Annotated in this window: 14 protein-coding genes; 9 read left to right on the top strand and 5 right to left on the bottom strand. The window is 66.1% G+C overall.

The window, feature by feature from the left end; genetic code table 11:
- The first annotated feature begins 397 nt into the window (after positions 1–397).
- The 4 genes from mptB to DK926_RS05760 are packed head-to-tail and all read left to right on the top strand — an operon-like array spanning position 398 to position 4,750.
- The gene (gene mptB, locus DK926_RS05745; protein ID WP_114329722.1) at positions 398–1,996 is read left to right on the top strand and encodes a polyprenol phosphomannose-dependent alpha 1,6 mannosyltransferase MptB; all 1,599 of its coding nucleotides are present in this window, start codon (positions 398–400) and stop codon (positions 1,994–1,996) included.
- Positions 1,993–2,940 (top strand): ABC transporter ATP-binding protein, encoded by a 948-nt coding sequence (locus tag DK926_RS05750; protein ID WP_114329721.1) that lies wholly within the window; start codon positions 1,993–1,995, stop codon positions 2,938–2,940. Before mptB ends, DK926_RS05750 begins: the two co-directional genes overlap by 4 nt.
- Complete coding sequence (locus DK926_RS05755) at positions 2,937–3,734, top strand: ABC transporter permease (RefSeq protein ID WP_068424240.1); 798 nt, start codon at positions 2,937–2,939, stop codon at positions 3,732–3,734. The genes DK926_RS05750 and DK926_RS05755 overlap by 4 nt, the downstream gene beginning before the upstream one ends.
- A gap of 47 nt (positions 3,735–3,781) precedes the next feature.
- Entirely contained in the window at positions 3,782–4,750 is a 969-nt protein-coding gene (locus DK926_RS05760) for a heme A synthase (protein WP_068425931.1), read from the top strand.
- Positions 4,751–4,885: 135 nt separating this feature from the next.
- Here the strand turns inward: DK926_RS05760 and DK926_RS05765 are convergent, their stop codons facing one another.
- Together DK926_RS05765 and DK926_RS05770 are read right to left on the bottom strand one after the other, a co-directional pair.
- Complete coding sequence (locus DK926_RS05765; RefSeq protein ID WP_114329533.1) at positions 4,886–5,278, bottom strand: hypothetical protein; 393 nt, start codon at positions 5,276–5,278, stop codon at positions 4,886–4,888.
- Positions 5,279–5,380: 102 nt separating this feature from the next.
- Positions 5,381–6,397 carry a heme o synthase gene (locus tag DK926_RS05770; RefSeq protein ID WP_114329535.1) on the bottom strand — a complete coding sequence of 339 codons (1,017 nt, stop codon included), beginning with the start codon at positions 6,395–6,397 and terminating at the stop codon, positions 5,381–5,383.
- 309 nt (positions 6,398–6,706) lie between these two features.
- Here DK926_RS05770 and tkt point away from each other — a divergent pair, with 309 nt between their 5' ends.
- Genes tkt through pgl form a run of 5 tightly spaced genes read left to right on the top strand, consistent with a single transcriptional unit; the run spans position 6,707 to position 13,154 of the window.
- Positions 6,707–8,806: a transketolase gene (gene tkt, locus DK926_RS05775; RefSeq protein WP_114329537.1), complete on the top strand. Its 2,100-nt coding sequence runs from the start codon at positions 6,707–6,709 to the stop codon at positions 8,804–8,806.
- A 3-nt stretch (positions 8,807–8,809) separates the two neighbouring features.
- Positions 8,810–9,934, top strand: coding sequence for a transaldolase (gene tal, locus DK926_RS05780; RefSeq protein ID WP_114329539.1), 1,125 nt, complete (start codon positions 8,810–8,812; stop codon positions 9,932–9,934).
- 4 nt (positions 9,935–9,938) lie between these two features.
- Positions 9,939–11,510 (top strand): glucose-6-phosphate dehydrogenase, encoded by a 1,572-nt coding sequence (gene zwf / locus DK926_RS05785; protein WP_068424248.1) that lies wholly within the window; start codon positions 9,939–9,941, stop codon positions 11,508–11,510.
- Positions 11,507–12,415 (top strand): glucose-6-phosphate dehydrogenase assembly protein OpcA, encoded by a 909-nt coding sequence (gene opcA / locus DK926_RS05790; RefSeq protein WP_346764391.1) that lies wholly within the window; start codon positions 11,507–11,509, stop codon positions 12,413–12,415. Before zwf ends, opcA begins: the two co-directional genes overlap by 4 nt.
- A complete protein-coding gene (gene pgl, locus DK926_RS05795) occupies positions 12,408–13,154 on the top strand; it encodes a 6-phosphogluconolactonase (RefSeq protein WP_114329541.1) in 747 nt (248 codons plus the stop codon). The genes opcA and pgl overlap by 8 nt, the downstream gene beginning before the upstream one ends.
- Positions 13,155–13,197: 43 nt before the next feature.
- Here pgl and DK926_RS05800 read toward each other — a convergent pair whose 3' ends face one another.
- The 3 genes from DK926_RS05800 to ppc form a co-directional block, all read right to left on the bottom strand.
- Complete coding sequence (locus DK926_RS05800; protein WP_114329543.1) at positions 13,198–13,380, bottom strand: hypothetical protein; 183 nt, start codon at positions 13,378–13,380, stop codon at positions 13,198–13,200.
- 79 nt (positions 13,381–13,459) lie between these two features.
- The gene (locus DK926_RS05805) at positions 13,460–14,602 is read right to left on the bottom strand and encodes an epoxide hydrolase family protein (RefSeq protein ID WP_114329545.1); all 1,143 of its coding nucleotides are present in this window, start codon (positions 14,600–14,602) and stop codon (positions 13,460–13,462) included.
- Between the two features lie 60 nt (positions 14,603–14,662).
- Positions 14,663–17,491, bottom strand: a complete 2,829-nt coding sequence (gene ppc / locus DK926_RS05810; protein WP_114329547.1) for a phosphoenolpyruvate carboxylase — start codon at positions 17,489–17,491, stop codon at positions 14,663–14,665.
- Between the last annotated feature and the right edge of the window lie 19 nt (positions 17,492–17,510).

A 17,510-nucleotide genomic window follows, 5' to 3' on the forward strand; every position in this document is an offset into this window, starting at 1 on the left:
CGACGTGACGACAGCCTGCTCGGACGCGGACACGTCGGCACGAGAACGGCTGTTCTCGGCGGCGCGCGTGCGACTGACGGATGTTTTCACAACACCAGTGTGACGGAATTACCCGCACCGGTCCACCAAGGGTGCCCTTCTTCACCGACCGTCGGCACCAGGGAATATCCGTCGTCCACCCGTTGTTCGGGCGCCCTCGGACCGGACCGACCGCGCGTGTGGCCCGCACGGTTACGCTTCACACGTGCCACAGACCGCCGACGACGAGAACTTCGCGGACTCCTCGGTCACCCCGACCGATCATCCCGGACGACGCCTCGGGCAACTCCCGCGCACGGTAGTCCACTCGGCGCGGCGACTCGTCGGCCTCGACACACGCCACCCGTCGTCGGCGAGTGTGGCTGCGCTGCACGGTGACGAGCCCGAGGCGCCCGGTCTGAACGCGTCGGAAACGTCGCAGCTACGGGCGATACGACGGTTCGGCGCGGCAGGCGCGATTCTCATGGCCGTCGGCGCGCTCGGCGCAGGAGCGCAACCGGTCCTGCAGAATCCGGTCGCCGGCGTCCGGGTGCTGAGCCTGCCGTCGCGCATGGCGAGCTCGGCTCTGACGATCACCATGACCGGAACCGTCATCGTCGTGTTGGCATGGCTGTTGCTCGGCCGCTTCGCCGTCGGGCGTCTGCGCGACGGATCGGTCCCCCGACGAATGACGCGTTCCCAACTCGATCGCACCCTGCTGCTGTGGATCCTTCCGCTGTGCGTCGCACCGCCGATGTTCTCCCGCGACGTCTACTCCTACCTCGCCCAGAGCGAGATCACCGCGCGCGGCCTCGATCCCTACGAGATCGGGCCTGCAGGGGCGCTCGGCGTCGACAACGTCCTGACGCGGACCGTTCCCAACATCTGGCGAGACACGCCTGCGCCGTACGGCCCGTTCTTCCTCTGGATCGGCCGCGGCATCACGTGGCTGACGGGCGAGAACATCGTCGCGGGCATCTTCCTCCATCGGTTGCTGGCCCTCGTCGGTGTCGCGTTGATCGTCTGGGCGCTACCTCGCCTCGCTCGGCGCTGCGGTGTCGCCGCGGTCAGCGCGTTGTGGCTCGGTGCCGCCAACCCCCTGCTGCTCTTCCACCTGGTGGCAGGCATTCACAACGAAGCCCTGATGATCGGACTGATGCTCGCCGGTACCGAGCTCGCGTTGCGCGCCATCGAATCCGCGTCGCCCATCAGGAACACGTCGTTGGCTCTTCTGCTGTCCGGCGCGGCGCTGATCGCCCTGTCGTCGACGGTGAAGATCCCGTCGCTGCTCGCGCTCGGGTTCGTCGGAATGGCACTCGCCCGACGATGGGGCGGAACGGTCAAAGCCGTCGTCTCGGCGGCAGCGCTGCTCGGTGTCGTGGCGGTGATCGTGCACGTCGGGGTCAGTCTCGCGAGCGGCCTCGGCTTCGGGTGGGTGCACACCCTCGGGACCGCGAGCGTCGTGCGCAGCTGGATGTCGATCCCGACCATTCTGGGCGTCGGCACCGGGTTCGTCGGCGTGCTCCTCGGCCTCGGCGACCACACGACGGCTGTGCTGAGTCTCACACGGCCGATCGCGTCGGTCGTCGCAGGCTTCGTCGCGATCAGGATGCTTGTCGCGGTCCTGAAGGGACGGTTGCACCCGGTCGGCGCGCTCGGCGTCTCGCTCGGCGCGCTCGTACTGCTGTTCCCGGTGGTCCAGCCGTGGTACCTGCTGTGGGCGGTCATTCCGCTCGCGGCGTGGGCGACACGGCCTGCGTTCCGTGTTCCTGCGATCGTCTTCTCGACGATCGTCAGCGTCATCCTCATGCCGAACGGCAGCGAGTATCTGCCGTTCCAGATCGTCCAGGCAGCCGTCATGACCATCCTGACCATCGGCGTCCTGTATCTCCTGACCCGCTCGACGCTGCCGTGGCGGTCCGAGGTCGGACCGCAGACACGCCGGACATCGGCAGGGGAATACGCTGGTTCCTCGTGATCGTGCGCTCGTCGAACTCCTCGACGCAACCTGCCGTACAACTGACCGATGTGCGGAAGTCGTACAACGGACTTCTGGCCGTCGACGGACTCGACATCACCGTCGAACGTGGTCAGGTGCTCGCTCTGCTCGGACCCAACGGAGCAGGCAAGACGACCACCGTCGAGATGTGCGAAGGATTCGTCACCCCTGATTCGGGAACCGTCCGAGTACTCGGCCTCGACCCGATCACGCAATCGGCGCAGCTACGCCCCCGCATCGGTGTCATGTTGCAGGGAGGCGGCGCCTACCCGGGCGCCAAGGCCGGCGAGATGTTGCACCTGGTCGCGTCGTACTCCGCGAATCCGCTCGACCCCGACTGGCTGCTCACGTGTCTCGGCCTGGACCGCACGGTCAAGACGCCGTATCGACGGCTGTCCGGCGGTCAACAGCAGCGGCTCGCTCTCGCATGCGCCATCGTCGGTAGGCCCGAACTGGTCTTTCTCGACGAACCGACGGCCGGTCTCGACGCGCAGGCGCGTCTGCTGGTCTGGGAACTCGTCGAGGCGCTGCGGCGGGACGGCGTCGGCGTGCTGCTGACGACCCACCTCATGGACGAGGCCGAACAGCTCGCCGACCAGCTCGTCATCGTCGACCACGGCCGTATCGTGGCGTCGGGCACGGCATCGGAACTGACGAAGCAGGGCGCCGAGGGACGCCTCCGCTTCACCGCTCCCCCTGGCCTCGAGCTCTCGCTTCTCGACGCCGCCCTCCCTGTCGGCTATCGACCGTCCGAGGAGTCGCCCGGCTCGTACGTGATCGAGGGCGTCATCGAACCGGACATCCTCGTGACGGTGACGTCGTGGTGCGCGCAGCAGAACGTTCTCGCGACGGAACTTCAGGTGGATCAGCGTCGCCTGGAAGACGTGTTTCTCGAATTGACCGGCAGGGAGCTCAGACGATGACGGTGCGCAAGGACGCACGCAGCGACAACCGTTTCGACGCGGGACTCTTCACACCCGACCCGTCGCCGAACTCGCCGCTCACGATGCTGACGTCGCAGTCCATGCTGGAGCTGAAGTTGTTGCTGCGCAACGGCGAACAGCTTCTGCTGACGATGTTCATCCCCATCACGTTGCTCGTGGGTCTCACTCTTCTGCCCCTCGGTGCGATGGGCAAGGAACCCGTCGACCAGGTCGTGCCCGCGGTGATGATGGTCGCGATCATGTCGACGGCGTTCACCGGACAGGCCATCGCAGTCGGATTCGATCGCCGTTACGGCGCATTGAAACGTCTGGGTGCGACGCCGCTGCCCAAGTGGGGCATCATCGGCGGCAAGGCCGTAGCCGTCGTACTCGTCGTCGTCCTGCAGTCGGTACTGCTCGGCGCCATCGGGGCGTTGCTGGGGTGGCGCCCCGGCGCAGGCGGACTGGTACTCGGCGCGGTGATCATCGCCCTCGGGACCGTCACGTTCGCGACGATGGGTCTGCTGCTCGGCGGAACTCTGCGCGCGGAGATCGTGCTCGCGCTCGCCAACATCCTCTGGTTCGTGATGCTCGGAATCGGCTCGCTCGTCGTGCTGAGCGACGACCTGCCGGTCGCGCTGCACACCATCGCGCGGTTCGTCCCGTCCGGAGCCCTCGCGGAAGCACTCGGCAACGCGGTGTCCGGTTCGTGGGACTGGTTCGGCGTCGCCGTGCTCGCCGGCTGGACGGTCGTCTGTTCCTGGCTGGCCGTTCGGCTGTTCAAGTTCGTCTGACCGGGGTCAACGACAGCCTGTAGTTGATCGACCACTACGATCACCACGTGCTGTATCGAGCGTTTCTGAGCGTCGTCGACCGCCTTCCGCTGCCCTCGCTTCGAGTGCAGAAGATCCTGGCGTTCATCGTCATCTTGACCCAGGGCGGCATCGCCGTGACCGGCGCGATCGTGCGCGTCACGGCGTCCGGACTCGGATGCCCGACGTGGCCGCAATGCTTCCCCGGCAGTTTCACGCCGGTCGGTGTGTCGGAAGTGCCGGTGCTGCACCAGGCAGTCGAGTTCGGCAATCGGCTTCTGACGTTCGTCGTCGTGCTCGCCGCTGCAGCGATCGTCCTCGCCGTGACGCGGGCGCGTCGTCGTCGCAACGTACTTCTCTTCGCGTGGCTGATGCCGCTCGGAACCGTCGTGCAGGCGATCATCGGCGGATTCACCGTTCTCACCGGTCTGCTGTGGTGGACCGTCGCCATCCACCTGGTGGTCTCGATGGCGATGGTGTGGCTGGCCACGTTGTTGTACTTCAAGGTCGCCGAACCCGACGAGAACGTCGTGTCCACGCGAACCGTGCCCGAGCCTCTGCGCATGCTCGCCGGATTGTCCGGCATCGTGCTCGCAGCCGTGCTCGTCGCGGGCACGATGGTGACCGGCGCAGGCCCGCACGCCGGCGACAAGAGCATCGACGAGCCGGTTCCGCGTCTCGAGATCGAGATCGTCACGCTGGTGCACCTGCATGCGCAGCTGCTCGTTGCCTACCTCGCCCTTCTGGTCGGACTCGGATTCGCGCTGTACGCCGTGCGAGCCTCCGACACGGTCAAGAAGCGCCTCTGGGTGCTCATCGCGACCGTCGTCGCCCAAGCCCTCGTCGGTGTCGTCCAGTACTTCACGGACGTGCCCGCCGCACTGGTGGCCGTGCACGTGGCCGGAGCGGGCGCCTGCACCGCAGCAACCGCGGCCGTGTGGGCGGCATGCCGGGCTCGTACTCCCGCCGACGAGCTGGTGGACAGCGCAGCGATCTAGAGCTGGAAGTCAGACCTCACGAGGGGAGAGGCAGCCGGTCTCCCCCTCAGACGACCGACTACCTCTCCACTCATATTCGACGCGATCCGGAAACATTCGGTTCCCCGGTTTCGGGGAAAATTTCGCGGGTTCGGATTACTTCTCGAGCGCTGCGTTACGCGCCTTCGGGAAGCGGGTCTGGCGCGCAACCCATCCCGCCATCCGGCGGTAGTGCCCCGGGGCCGGATTGACCGAACTGACGAGGTCACGGTCCCATTCCGACTCGCTGAGACTGTCCACCTGATCGACGAGCGCCCGGGCGATCTCGTCGTTCGCGACGACCTGATCCCCCAACACGCCGTCGGCGCCTACGAGGGTCACCCGGGTGCCTGCGCGGCCGATCGGCTGAACGACGACGTGTCCGGATCCCCCGTGCTCGCCGACGAACTCAAGCACCGCCTTCAGTGCGCCCGCGGGCACCTCCGTCTGGGGCGCGTCCTCAGCCTGATCCGAAATGTCTTCGAGCGTCTTCTCAGAATCGGTAGCCATTGCACGACAATACCGCTCGTAACCTCGTGCACGCGTGGAGGGCGCTGCGCGCCCCGTGAGCAGAAATGCGTACCGGGGTACGCATTTCTGCTCACATGCGCGTCAGGAGAACAGCTGTGCGAGCGTGTCCCAGCCGATGACCGAGTCGACCGCGAGTCCGCAGAACACCAGCGCCAGGTACTCGTTCGACAGAATGAAGAGCTTGAGCGGCTTGACCGGTGTGCCGCCGCGAACGCCCGCGTACAACCGGTGCGCGACGACGAGGAACCACACGCCCGCCGCCAGTGCGACCACCGCATAGATGACGCCGGATCCGGGGGCCAACGCGAACGTCGCCAGAACCGTGGCCCAGGCGTAGATCACGATGTGCTTGGTGACCTTGGTCTCCGACGCGACCGCAGGCAACATCGGCACGTTGGCGGCCTGGTAGTCCTCCTTGTAGCGCAGCATCAGCGCCCATGTGTGCGGCGGCGTCCACAGGAAGATGACCAGGAACATGACGATCGCCTGCCAGCCGATCGTCCCGGTGACGGCCGACCAGCCGATCATCACGGGCATGCAGCCGGCGGCACCGCCCCAGACGACGTTCTGCGACGTCCGCCGCTTGAGGACGAGCGTGTAGACGAAGATGTAGAAGCAGATGGTGACGACGGCGAGGATGCCGCTGAGCAGGTTGGTCGTCGCCCACAGCCAGAAGAACGAGACGATGCCCAGTGTCACGCCGAAGACGAACGCGTGCGACACCGGCATCGCGCCGCGTGCGAGCGGACGCTTCGCCGTTCTGGCCATGACCTTGTCGATGTCCGCGTCGGCCACCATGTTGAGGCAGTTGGCGCTGGCGGCTGCCATCATTCCACCGAACAACGTCGTCAGGATCAGCCACGGCTGCACGTGTCCACGGTCGGCGAGCAGCATGGCCGGGATCGTCGTGACGAGAAGAAGCTCGATGACCCGCGGCTTGGTCAGCGCGACGTACGCCAACACCAGATCGATCGCCCGCTTGGTCGCGGACTTATCTCCGGTGGTCTGAGACGGGGCGTCCGCACCGTGTGCGTCGTCCTCGGGGTGGCTAGGGCCGCCTGCGAATCCGTGGCCGCCCGGCCGCTGCCCCATTCGCACTACGTCTCCTTGCACGGGCTCGAAACACATGAACACTCGAACTACTGCACGCACACGTCGACACCGAGAACTTCGGTGCGGATGCGTACTACTACAAGCGATGGTAGACGTCGACCATCCCGACTCCAATTCTCAGGGCACCCAAAGTGAGCAATGCGTCGCTCCCCGGTTACGCCGACGCGACCGGGAGGGGGAAGGCACGACATCGGACCGCCGCGGAACTAGGCTGGTGGGCGACGTGTTTCCGATGCGCTGAAATCGGTGCGCGCAACTGGCCTTACTCGTACCAATGTCAGGAGATCTCTGCTCGTGTCGATCACAGACGATATTGACGTCCTCACCACGGCGCACCACCCCAGCGACTGGACGGACCTGGACACCAGGGCGGTCGATACCGTCAGAGTCCTCGCTGCGGATGCGGTACAGAAGGTCGGCAACGGGCACCCCGGCACGGCCATGAGCCTGGCCCCGCTCGCCTACACGCTCTTCCAGCGCACGATGCGCCACGACCCCAACGACACCCACTGGATCGGACGCGACCGTTTCGTCCTCTCGTGCGGACACTCGAGCCTGACGCTCTACCTGCAGCTGTACTTGGGCGGGTTCGGTCTCGAACTCATCGACATCGAGTCGCTGCGTACCTTCAAGTCCAAGACCCCCGGCCACCCGGAGTTCCGCCACACCGACGGCGTCGAGATCACGACGGGTCCCCTCGGCCAGGGCCTCGCGTCCGCTGTCGGTATGGCCATGGCGTCGCGACGCGAACGCGGCCTGTTCGACCCCGAGCCCGCGCTCGGTGACAGCCCCTTCGATCACTTCATCTACGTCATCGCCTCCGACGGCGACATCGAAGAAGGTGTGACGTCCGAGGCGTCGTCGCTCGCAGGAACGCAGCAGCTCGGCAACCTGATCCTGTTCTACGACGACAACAAGATCTCGATCGAGCACGCCACCGACATCGCGCTGTCGGAGGACACGGCCGCACGGTACGAGGCATACGGCTGGCACGTCCAGGTCGTCGAGGGCGGCGAGAACGTCGTGGCGATCGAAGAGGCCATCGAGAAGGCCAAGGCCGTCACCGACAAGCCGTCGATCATCGTGCTGCGCACGATCATCGGCTTCCCTGCTCCGACGATGATGAACACCGGTGCCGTGCACGGTGCCGCTCTCGGCGACGAAGAGGTCGCGAAGGTCAAGCAGGCGCTCGACTTCGACCCCGAGAAGAAGTTCGAGGTCTCCGACGAGGTCATCGCGCACACCCGGTCGCTGCAGGAACGCGGACGCAAGGCCCACGCCGAGTGGAACACCCAGTTCGACGCATGGGCCGCACGTGAGCCCGAGCGCAAGCAGCTGCTCGACCGGCTGACCGCGGGCACCCTGCCCGAGAACTGGACCGACGTCCTCCCGTCCTGGGAGCCCGGAAGCAAGGCCATCGCGACGCGCGCCGCGTCCGGCGAGGTGCTGAGCGCCGTCGGACCGGTCCTTCCCGAGCTCTGGGGTGGATCGGCCGACCTCGCGGGCAGCAACAACACGACCATCAAAGGCGCCAAGTCCTTCGGCCCCACGTCGATCTCCACCGACGACTGGGACGCCGAGCCCTACGGACGCACGCTGCACTTCGGCATCCGTGAGCACGCGATGGGGTCGATCCTGTCGGGCATCGTCATGCACGGACCGACCCGCGCCTACGGCGGTACGTTCATGCAGTTCAGTGACTACATGCGTCCGGCAGTGCGTCTGGCGTCGTTGATGGACATCGATCCGATCTACGTGTGGACCCACGATTCCATCGGCCTCGGTGAGGACGGCCCGACGCACCAGCCCGTCGAGCACCTCGCCGCGTTGCGTGCCATTCCGAACCTGTCCGTCGTCCGCCCGGGCGACGCCAACGAAACCGCGTTCGCCTGGCAGGCCGTGCTGGCGCGCTCCAGCAGCAGCGGCCCCGTCGGTTTGGCGCTGACGCGTCAGGGCATCCCGATTCTCGAGGGCACGAGCTACGAGGGTGTGTCGAAGGGCGCCTACATCCTCTCCGAGTCCTCGAAGGCGGCTCCGGACGTCGTCCTCATCGGCACCGGCTCGGAACTGCAGTACGCCGTCGAGGCGCAGAAGACGCTCGAGGAGCAGGGCATCGCGGCACGCGTCGTGTCCATGCCGTGTGTCGAGTGGTTCTTCAGCCAGGACCAGAACTACCGCGACCAGGTCATTCCGCCCACCGTCAAGGCGCGCGTCTCCATCGAGGCGGGCATCGCGATGCCGTGGTACCGGATCGTCGGCGGCTTCGGCGAGATCATCTCGCTCGAGCACTACGGCGAGTCGGCGGACGCCAAGACGCTGTTCCGCGAGTACGGATTCACGGCCGAGGCCGTGGTCGCTGCCGCACAGCGCTCGATCACCAATGTGAAGGGATAACCCATGACCCAGAACAAGAACCTCGCAGATCTGTCCGCAGCAGGCGTATCCGTCTGGCTCGACGACCTGTCCCGCGACCGCATCGACTCCGGCAACCTGCAGGAGCTGATCGAGAGCAAGAGCGTCGTCGGCGTGACGACCAACCCGTCGATCTTCCAGGCCGCGCTGAGCAAGGGCGACGCCTACGACGCGCAGGTCCGTGAGCTGGCCGAGCGAGGCGCCGACGTCGACGCCACCATCCGCACGGTCACCACCGACGACGTGCGCAACGCGTGCGACATCTTCGCTCCCGTCTTCGAGTCGACGGCAGGAGTCGACGGCCGCGTCTCCATCGAGGTCGATCCCCGCCTGGCACACGACACCGAGAAGACCGTCGCGCAGGCCGTCGAGCTGTGGAAGATCGTCGACCGCCCGAACGTGCTCATCAAAATTCCCGCGACCGAAGCCGGCATTCCCGCGATCGCCAAGGTCATCGGAGAAGGCATCAGCGTCAACGTCACGCTGATCTTCTCCGTCGAGCGGTACGAGGCGGTCATCGGCGCCTACCTCGAGGGACTGGAGGCTGCGCGCGCCGCAGGCCACGATCTGTCCAGAATCCACTCGGTCGCCTCGTTCTTCGTCTCGCGCGTCGACACCGAGATCGATGCACGCCTGGACAAGATCGGCACCCCCGAGGCCGAGGAACTCAAGGGCAAGGCCGCTCTGGCGAACGCTCGCCTGGCCTACGTCGCGTACCAGCAGGCGTTCGAGGTCGGACCGCGTTTCCACGAGCTCGCCGGATCCGGCGGACGTCCGCAGCGCCCGCTGTGGGCGTCGACCGGTGTCAAGAACCCCGCGTACCCGGACACGCTCTACGTCACCGACCTGGTGTCGCCGAACACCGTCAACACGATGCCCGAGAAGACTCTCGATGCTGTCGCCGACCACGGTGAGATCACCGGTGACACGATCTCGGGCAAGGGTCGGGAGTCGCAGGAAGTCTTCGACAAGCTCTCCGCCATCGGCATCGACGTCACCGACGTGTTCCTGACGCTCGAGAACGAGGGTGTCGCCAAGTTCGAGGCGTCGTGGACCGAGTTGCTCGACGCCACCGGCGAACAGCTCCGCCAAGCGGGCCAGAAGAGCTAGAGACGTGACCACCGCAGACACCGAACACAAGGATCCTGCGCAGAACAGTTCCTCGGAGTGGACCAACCCGCTCCGCGATCGAAGTGACAAGCGTCTTCCGCGAATCGCCGGACCGTGCAGTCTCGTGATCTTCGGCGTCACAGGCGATCTCGCTCGTAAGAAGCTCATGCCTGCGGTGTACGACCTGGCGAACCGGGGGCTTCTGCCCCCCGGTTTCGCCCTGGTCGGCTTCGCTCGACGTGAGTGGGGCAAGGAAGATTTCGCCACGATCGTGCACGACGCCGTCCGGGATCACGCGCGTACGCCCTTCAGCGAAGAAGTCTGGAACACCCTGGCCGAAGGGTTCCGGTTCGTGCAGGGGTCCTTCGACGACGACGCTGCATTCGACGAACTGTCCCGCACGCTCACCGAGCTGGACGAGACCCGCGGGACCGGCGGCAACCATGCGTTCTACCTGTCGATCCCACCCGGCGCGTTTCCCGTCGTCCTCGAACAGCTCTCTCGCTCCGGGCTGTCCCAGGGCAAGGACGACCAGTGGCGACGCGTCGTCATCGAGAAGCCGTTCGGCCACGATCTGCAGAGCGCCCAGGAGCTCAACGCCGTCGTGAACCGAGTGTTCCCGGAGGACACCGTCTTTCGGATCGATCACTACCTCGGCAAGGAGACGGTTCAGAACATCCTGGCGCTGCGCTTCGCGAACCAGCTGTTCGATCCGATCTGGAATGCACACTATGTCGACCACGTTCAGATCACGATGGCCGAGGACATCGGATTGGGCGGCCGCGCAGGCTATTACGACGGCATCGGCGCGGCCCGTGACGTGATCCAGAACCACCTGCTGCAGCTGCTCGCGATCACCGCGATGGAGGAACCGGTCAGTTTCAGCCCGTCGGAACTGCAGTCCGAGAAGATCAAGGTGCTGTCGGCGACCAAGCCTGCACTCCCTCTCGGCGAAACCACCGCCCGCGGCCAGTACACCGCGGGGTGGCAGGGCAGCCAGAAGGTCAAGGGCCTCAAGGAAGAAGAGGGATTCGACTCCGAGTCCAACACCGAGACCTACGCGGCGATCACCCTGCAGGTCGACACCAGGCGATGGGGCGGCGTCCCGTTCTACCTGCGCACCGGAAAAGCGTTGGGGCGCAGGGTCACCGAGATCGCCATGGTGTTCAAGCGTGCACCGCACCTGCCGTTCGACGCCACCATGACCGAGGAACTCGGCCAGAACGCGCTCGTCATCCGCGTCCAGCCCGACGAGGGCGTCACCATGCGCTTCGGATCGAAGGTGCCGGGCTCGAGTATGCAGGTGCGCGACGTCAGCATGGACTTCAGCTACGGGCAGGCGTTCACCGAGTCGTCCCCCGAGGCCTACGAACGTCTGATCCTCGACGTTCTGCTCGGCGAGCCGTCGCTGTTTCCCGTCAACGCCGAGGTCGAACTGTCCTGGAAGATCCTCGACCCGATTCTCGAGTACTGGGCATCCGGCGGCACCGCCGAGCCGTACGAGGCCGGCACGTGGGGACCGACTTCCGGTGACGAGATGATGCACCGCACCGGACGCGAATGGAGAAGGCCGTGATCGTCGACATCCCCCGCACCACCACGGCCGAGGTCGGCAAACAGCTGGTCGAGCTGCGCGAGTCCGGTGGTGCCGTCACCATCGGGCGCGTACTCACCCTCATCGTGGCCAGCCCGGACGCCGAGAAGGCAGAACGTGCCATCGAGGCCGCGAACGACGCCAGTCGTGAGCACCCGTGTCGTGTCATCGTGCTGACCCACGGTGACCGCGCCGCCGAGTCGAGTCTGGACGCCCAGATTCGCGTCGGGGGCGATGCGGGCGCGTCGGAGGTCGTCGTGCTCAGGCTCAACGGCGAACTGGCGGATCACGAACACAGCGTCGTCATCCCGTTCCTGCTGCCGGACACGCCGATAGTGGCGTGGTGGCCGGACGAGGCTCCCGCGGTTCCTGCGAAGAATCCGTTGGGCCGCTTGGCTATTCGTCGCATCACCGACGCGACGAACGCTCCGGACACGACCGCGGCGATCAAGAGCCGCGTCACCAGTTACCGGCAGGGCGACACCGACCTGTCGTGGAGTCGCATCACGTACTGGCGTGGGCTGCTCGCGACGGCACTCGACCAGCCGCCGCACGAGAAGGTCGTGTCCGTGTCGGTCTCCGGTTTGGCCGAGGAACCCGCGTTGGACATCCTTGCCGGCTGGCTGGCCGCGAAGCTCGACGTGCCGGTCCACCGGACGACGGGAGAGCTGAGAGTCGAGCTGCATCGCGAGAACAGCAGCATCTCGATCACCCGGCCCCAGACCGGCAAGACGGCCACGCTTCGACGCACGGGACAGCCCGACGCCGAGGTCGCGCTGGCGCGTCGGGATACGCGTGAATGCCTCGCCGAGGAGCTGCGTCGCCTCGACACGGACGAGATCTACGAACTGGCCCTGAACGGACTGTCGAAGGTGACCTATGAGTGAGACATCGGTTCTGCATTTCCTCGACGCGGACGCGCTCGTCGACGCGGCACGTTCGAGGTTCGTCGACGTCGTCACCTCGGCGCAGGCCGAGCGTGGATCTGCCTCGGTCGTACTGACCGGTGGTGGAACCGGCATCGCACTGCTCGAAGCTCTGCGCAAGGACTCGGGGAACATCGACTGGAGCCGCGTCGACGTCTATTTCGGCGACGAGCGGTTCCTGCCGGCGGGCGATCCCGAACGCAACGAAGTTCAAGCGTGGGACGCCCTGCTGAATCACGTCGACGTGCACCCAGATCGAGTGTTCCGCATGGCCGCGTCGGACGGTCCGCACGAGAGCGACCCCGAGGTGGCCGCCGCGTCGTACGCCCGGGTGCTCGCAGCCCACGCCGACGAGGGTGAGCGGGCGCCGGAGTTCGACGTGCACCTGCTCGGCATGGGAGGCGAGGGACACATCAATTCCCTGTTCCCCCATACCGATGCGGTGCGCGAGACGACGCAGTACGTCGTCGCGGTCGAGGACTCCCCCAAGCCGCCACCCGTGCGAATCACATTGACACTGCCCGCGATTCGACGTGCGAAGCATGTCTGGCTACTGGTGTCCGGCGAAGCGAAGGCCGAGGCCGTGGCTGCAGCGGTCGGCGGCGCCTCCCCGGACGACGTGCCATCGGCCGGAGCCGTCGGATCAGAGTCGACCGTGTGGTTCGTCGACACGGCGGCCGCGTCGAAGCTGGACACGTAGTACGAGCGGCGAGAACCACGACGGCGTCGAATCTTCTTGTCCATCAAGCAGGTTCGACGCCGTCGCCGTCTCTCGACAGGTCCCCGGCAGGCGGCGTCGCAACGCTCGAATCCGTGGCGTCCGTGCCGGCCGACATCTGCGCGCGACCACCGAGAGACCGACGTCCGTGCGCGCGATACGCGGTCCCGTCACGCCACGATCGGGCGTCGCTCGAGCACTGTGCCACGGCCTTGTCCCCCTTTGCCTCGACCCGGCTTCCTATCCCTTCTGACGCGGCCGCCGAGGAAACGGTTCCACCGGCGGACTCACCGCGACAGCGACGAGAAGAAGGTCCGGAGATCGTCGATCAACTCGCCCGGCGTTTCCATCGCTGCGAAATGTCCGCCGTGGTCGAACTCGGTCCACCGCACGATGTGGTTCTGCTTCTCGGCGATTCCACGAATACTGTTGTCACGCGCGAACACTGCGGCAGCGGTAGGCACACCCGACGAGGTCAGCTCTGCTCCCCACTGCGTCGACTCCTTGTACAGGCGCATCGACGACCCGATGGTCTCGGTGAACCACAGAATGCTGACATTCGTGAGCAGCACGTCGCGGTCGATCGCGTCGGATAGGGTCTTCGCCGGGTCGATGTAGGTGTTCACGACGTCGATCACCCAGGACAGCAACCCGACCGGCGAATCGGTCAGTGCCGGTGCGAGCGTTGCGGGCCGCGTCGAATGAACAGACGCATACGACGCTGCCTCGGAATTACTCCAATCTGCCAGCGCCGCAACTTTTTTCCGATCCTCGGCACTGTATCCGCTACCGTCGTCGTCCCACGACGGGATGGTGATCGGTCCGTTCATGTGCACTCCGATGACCTTGTCCGGCGCAATCCGCCCGAGCTGCGGGGCGATGAACGAACCGGCGTCTCCTCCTTGTGCCCCGTAGCGCTCGTAGCCGAGTTCGGCCATGAGCCGCGCGATCAGCTCGGCCGAACGCACCGTGTCCGCGTCACCGCGCCCGGTCGTCGGGCCCGAGAAGCCGAATCCGGGCAGTGTGGGCACCACGACGTGGAACGCCTGCGCCGTGTCGTCGCCGTGGCCACGCGGATCCGTGAGCGGCCCGATCACGTCGCCGAAATCCTCGAACGGCCATCCGTGAACGAGAACCAACGGAACCGCGTCGGGATCCGGCGACGCGACGTGGACGTAGTGCAGCGTTCGGCCGTCGATGTCCGCGACGAACTGCGGGTACCGATTCAGTCTCTTCTCCTGGGCACGCCAGTCGAACGCCGTGGCCCAGTACTCGGCGAGTTCGCGCAGATACGTGACAGGGACGCCGTACTCCCGTCCGACACCGGGAAGGTCCTCCGGCCAGCGGGTGCGGGTCAGACGCCGTCGAAGGTCGTCGAGTTCGGCCTGAGGAATGTCGACACGGAACGGTGATGCGGTGAACGAAGTCATGCCACGCACGGTATGGGCCGTCGAGGACGGCTTCGGTCCTCGACGGCCCATCGACAACTATTACCCGCTGTTACGCAACGCAGTCGCGAGACCGTTCATCGTCAACAGAATTCCGCGCTTGACGCGCTCGTCGTCGTCGCCTGCACGGAAGCGCCGCAGCATCTCGACCTGCATCTGGTTCAGCGGCTCTAGATACGGGAACCGGTTGTGCACCGACCGTTCCAGCGCCGGGTTGTCCTCGAGCAATCGGGAATGACCGGTGATCTTCAGGTACATCTCGATGGTCTTCGCGTGTTCGGTCTCGATCATGCCGAAGATGCGATCACGCAAAGCCGTGTCCGGCACCAGCTCGGCGTATCGAGCGGCAATGCCGAGATCCGACTTCGCCATGACCTGAGCGAGATTGGACAGCACCGTCTGGAAGAACGGCCACTTCCGGTACAGGTCGGTCAGCACGGCCAGCTTCTCGTCGTCGCCGTCGACCCATTCCTCGAACGCCGAACCGGTTCCGTACCACCCCGGAAGCATGACGCGGCACTGACTCCAGGACATGACCCACGGGATCGCCCGGAGGTCGTAGACCGAGTTGGTGGGCTTGCGCGATGCCGGCCTGCTACCGATGTTCAACTCCCCGACCTCGGCGACGGGCGTCGACGTCCGGAAGTACTCGACGAACCCGGGCTCCTCGTGCACCAGACGGCCGTAGGCGGCACGGGCTCTGGCCGCCAGGTCGTCGAGCACGGCGTAGGCCGGTTCTGCCCCGTCGCCCAGACCCTCGACGTCGAGCAACGTCGATTCCAGCGTGCCCGCGACGAGCGATTCGAGGTTGCGCCGTGCCATCGACGGTTCGGCGTACTTCGCCGCGATGATCTCGCCCTGCTCGGTGAGTCGAAGCGAGCCCTGGACGACGCCGGGCGGCTGGGCGAGGATCGCGTCGTAGCTGGGCCCGCCGCCGCGTCCCACGGTGCCGCCGCGACCGTGGAACAGCCGCAGTCGAATTCCCGTGGTGCGCGACGCCTCCAGCAGATCCAGTTCGGCGCGGTACAGCGCCCAGTTGGCTGCGAGGTACCCGCCGTCCTTGTTGGAGTCCGAGTACCCGAGCATGACTTCCTGGTTCATGCCGCGGCCCTCGACGAGAGCTCGGTAGACCGGGACGTTCAGCGTCGCGACGAGCGTCTCGGCGCCCTGCTGCAGGTCTTCGATGGTTTCGAACAGCGGCACGACGCCGACGGTCGACGTCGGGGCCGACCCGTCCGCACCCGGATCGAAGATGCCTGCTTCCTTGAGCAGAAGGGCCGCTTCGAGCATGTCGCTGACCGACTGACACATGCTGATGATGTAGTTCTGGATCGTGTCGGGGCCGAGATGATCGATCGCCGTCTTCGCGGCACGGACGATGCCGAGTTCCTTGGTCGCGAGGTCGCTCAATTGGGCGTCGGCTGCCACGAGCGGACGACGCGTCGTCAGCTCCCGCGACAGCAGTGCGACCCGCTCGTCCTCCCCCAGCGACGCGTAGTCCGGATGCACACCGGCCCATGCCAACAGTTCGGCAACGACCTCTTCGTGCGTCTCCGAGTTCTGACGCATGTCCAGGGCCTGCAGATGAAACCCGAACGTCTCGACGGCTTGTCGGAGCGCGAGCAGACGGTCGTCGGCGATCAGTGCGTCGCCGTCGGCACGCAGTGCTCGGTCGATGACGTCGAGATCGTTCAACACGTCCTGCGGGGCGGCATACGGCGTCGCGCCCAGATCGAGCGCAGAGACAGGCAGCGAGTCGAGCACTGCAACCGCGGTGGCGGTGAGCCGGGCACGAATTCCACGGACTGCGACGCGATACGGCTCGTCGTCCCGTCGGTCGTCGGGATCTCCCGACTCCGCAGCGAGGGCGGTCAATTCGTCGGCGATGTCGACCAACCGCGCGGACATCGACAGTTCCTTCTCCAGCGCGACCAACTGGTCCAGGTAGTGCGCGAAGGCGACGTATCCCGCCTGGTGTGTCGCGGTGTGCACGACGTCGCCGGTGACGTTCGGGTTGCCGTCGCGGTCGCCGCCGATCCACGAACCGGGGCGCAGAATCGGACGCGGCAGCAGACCGTCCTCGGGGTACCGTGTGCGCAGTGCGGCACGGACATCCGCGTTCAGCGCCGGGATGACGTCGAAGAGCGATGTCTCGAAGTACCGGAGCCCGACCTCGATCTCGTCCTGGATCCGCAAGCGAGACAAGCGGATCAACGCCGTCTCCCACAGCGTCAGCACCTGACGCCTGATCGAGGCATCCACGGACGCAAGCTCTTTCGCGGCCGACGCCTTGTTCGGCGCCGCAGCCATCGCGACCTCTCGACGACGCATCAGCTCGGTGATCTTGGACTGTACGTCGAACACCGTGCGCCGACGCGTCTCCGTCGGATGCGCCGTGATGACCGGCGAGACAAGGGCATCGGTCAATGCGGACGCGATCCGGTCGCGCGTGAGGTTCGCGGCGTCGAGCTTGAGCCAGGTCGCCTCGAGGCTGCTGTCCTGCGGCGGATCCTCACGGTCGAGGTGAATCGCGCGTCGACGCTCGCGGTGCAGATCCTCGGCGAGGTTGGCCAGGAGCGAGAAATGACTGAATGCGCGGATGAGCGGAATCGCTTGGGCTACAGCGGTATCGGCGTACATGCCGACTGAGGTGCCGCGATCGACCTCCGAACGGCGGACGGCGAACGATTCGACACGCGCCCGCTCGACGAGGTCGAACGTCTCCTCACCCTCGTGTTCACGAATGATGTCGCCGAGAATCCCACCGAGATAACGGATGTCCTCGCGCAGCGGCTCGGTCAGCTCGCGACCCTGGGTCGTCGGTGTGACGAACGCAGGAGATCCAGCCGACTCCACAGGGGTTTCACTCATTCGTACAGTATCGCCGAAC

This window comes from Rhodococcus sp. Eu-32 (assembly GCF_003336925.1).
GTDB classification, from domain to species: Bacteria; Actinomycetota; Actinomycetes; order Mycobacteriales; family Mycobacteriaceae; genus Rhodococcoides; species Rhodococcoides kyotonensis_B.

Bases quoted from the DNA above. Each gene is read 5' to 3' on its own strand.
- ppc (WP_114329547.1), bottom strand. From the start codon at position 17,491: ATGAGTGAAACCCCTGTGGAGTCGGCTGGATCTCCTGCGTTCGTCACA.
- tal (WP_114329539.1), top strand. From the start codon at position 8,810: ATGACCCAGAACAAGAACCTCGCAGATCTGTCCGCAGCAGGCGTATCC.
- DK926_RS05755 (WP_068424240.1), top strand. From the start codon at position 2,937: ATGACGGTGCGCAAGGACGCACGCAGCGACAACCGTTTCGACGCGGGA.
- pgl (WP_114329541.1), top strand. From the start codon at position 12,408: ATGAGTGAGACATCGGTTCTGCATTTCCTCGACGCGGACGCGCTCGTC.
- DK926_RS05765 (WP_114329533.1), bottom strand. From the start codon at position 5,278: ATGGCTACCGATTCTGAGAAGACGCTCGAAGACATTTCGGATCAGGCT.
- DK926_RS05805 (WP_114329545.1), bottom strand. From the start codon at position 14,602: ATGACTTCGTTCACCGCATCACCGTTCCGTGTCGACATTCCTCAGGCC.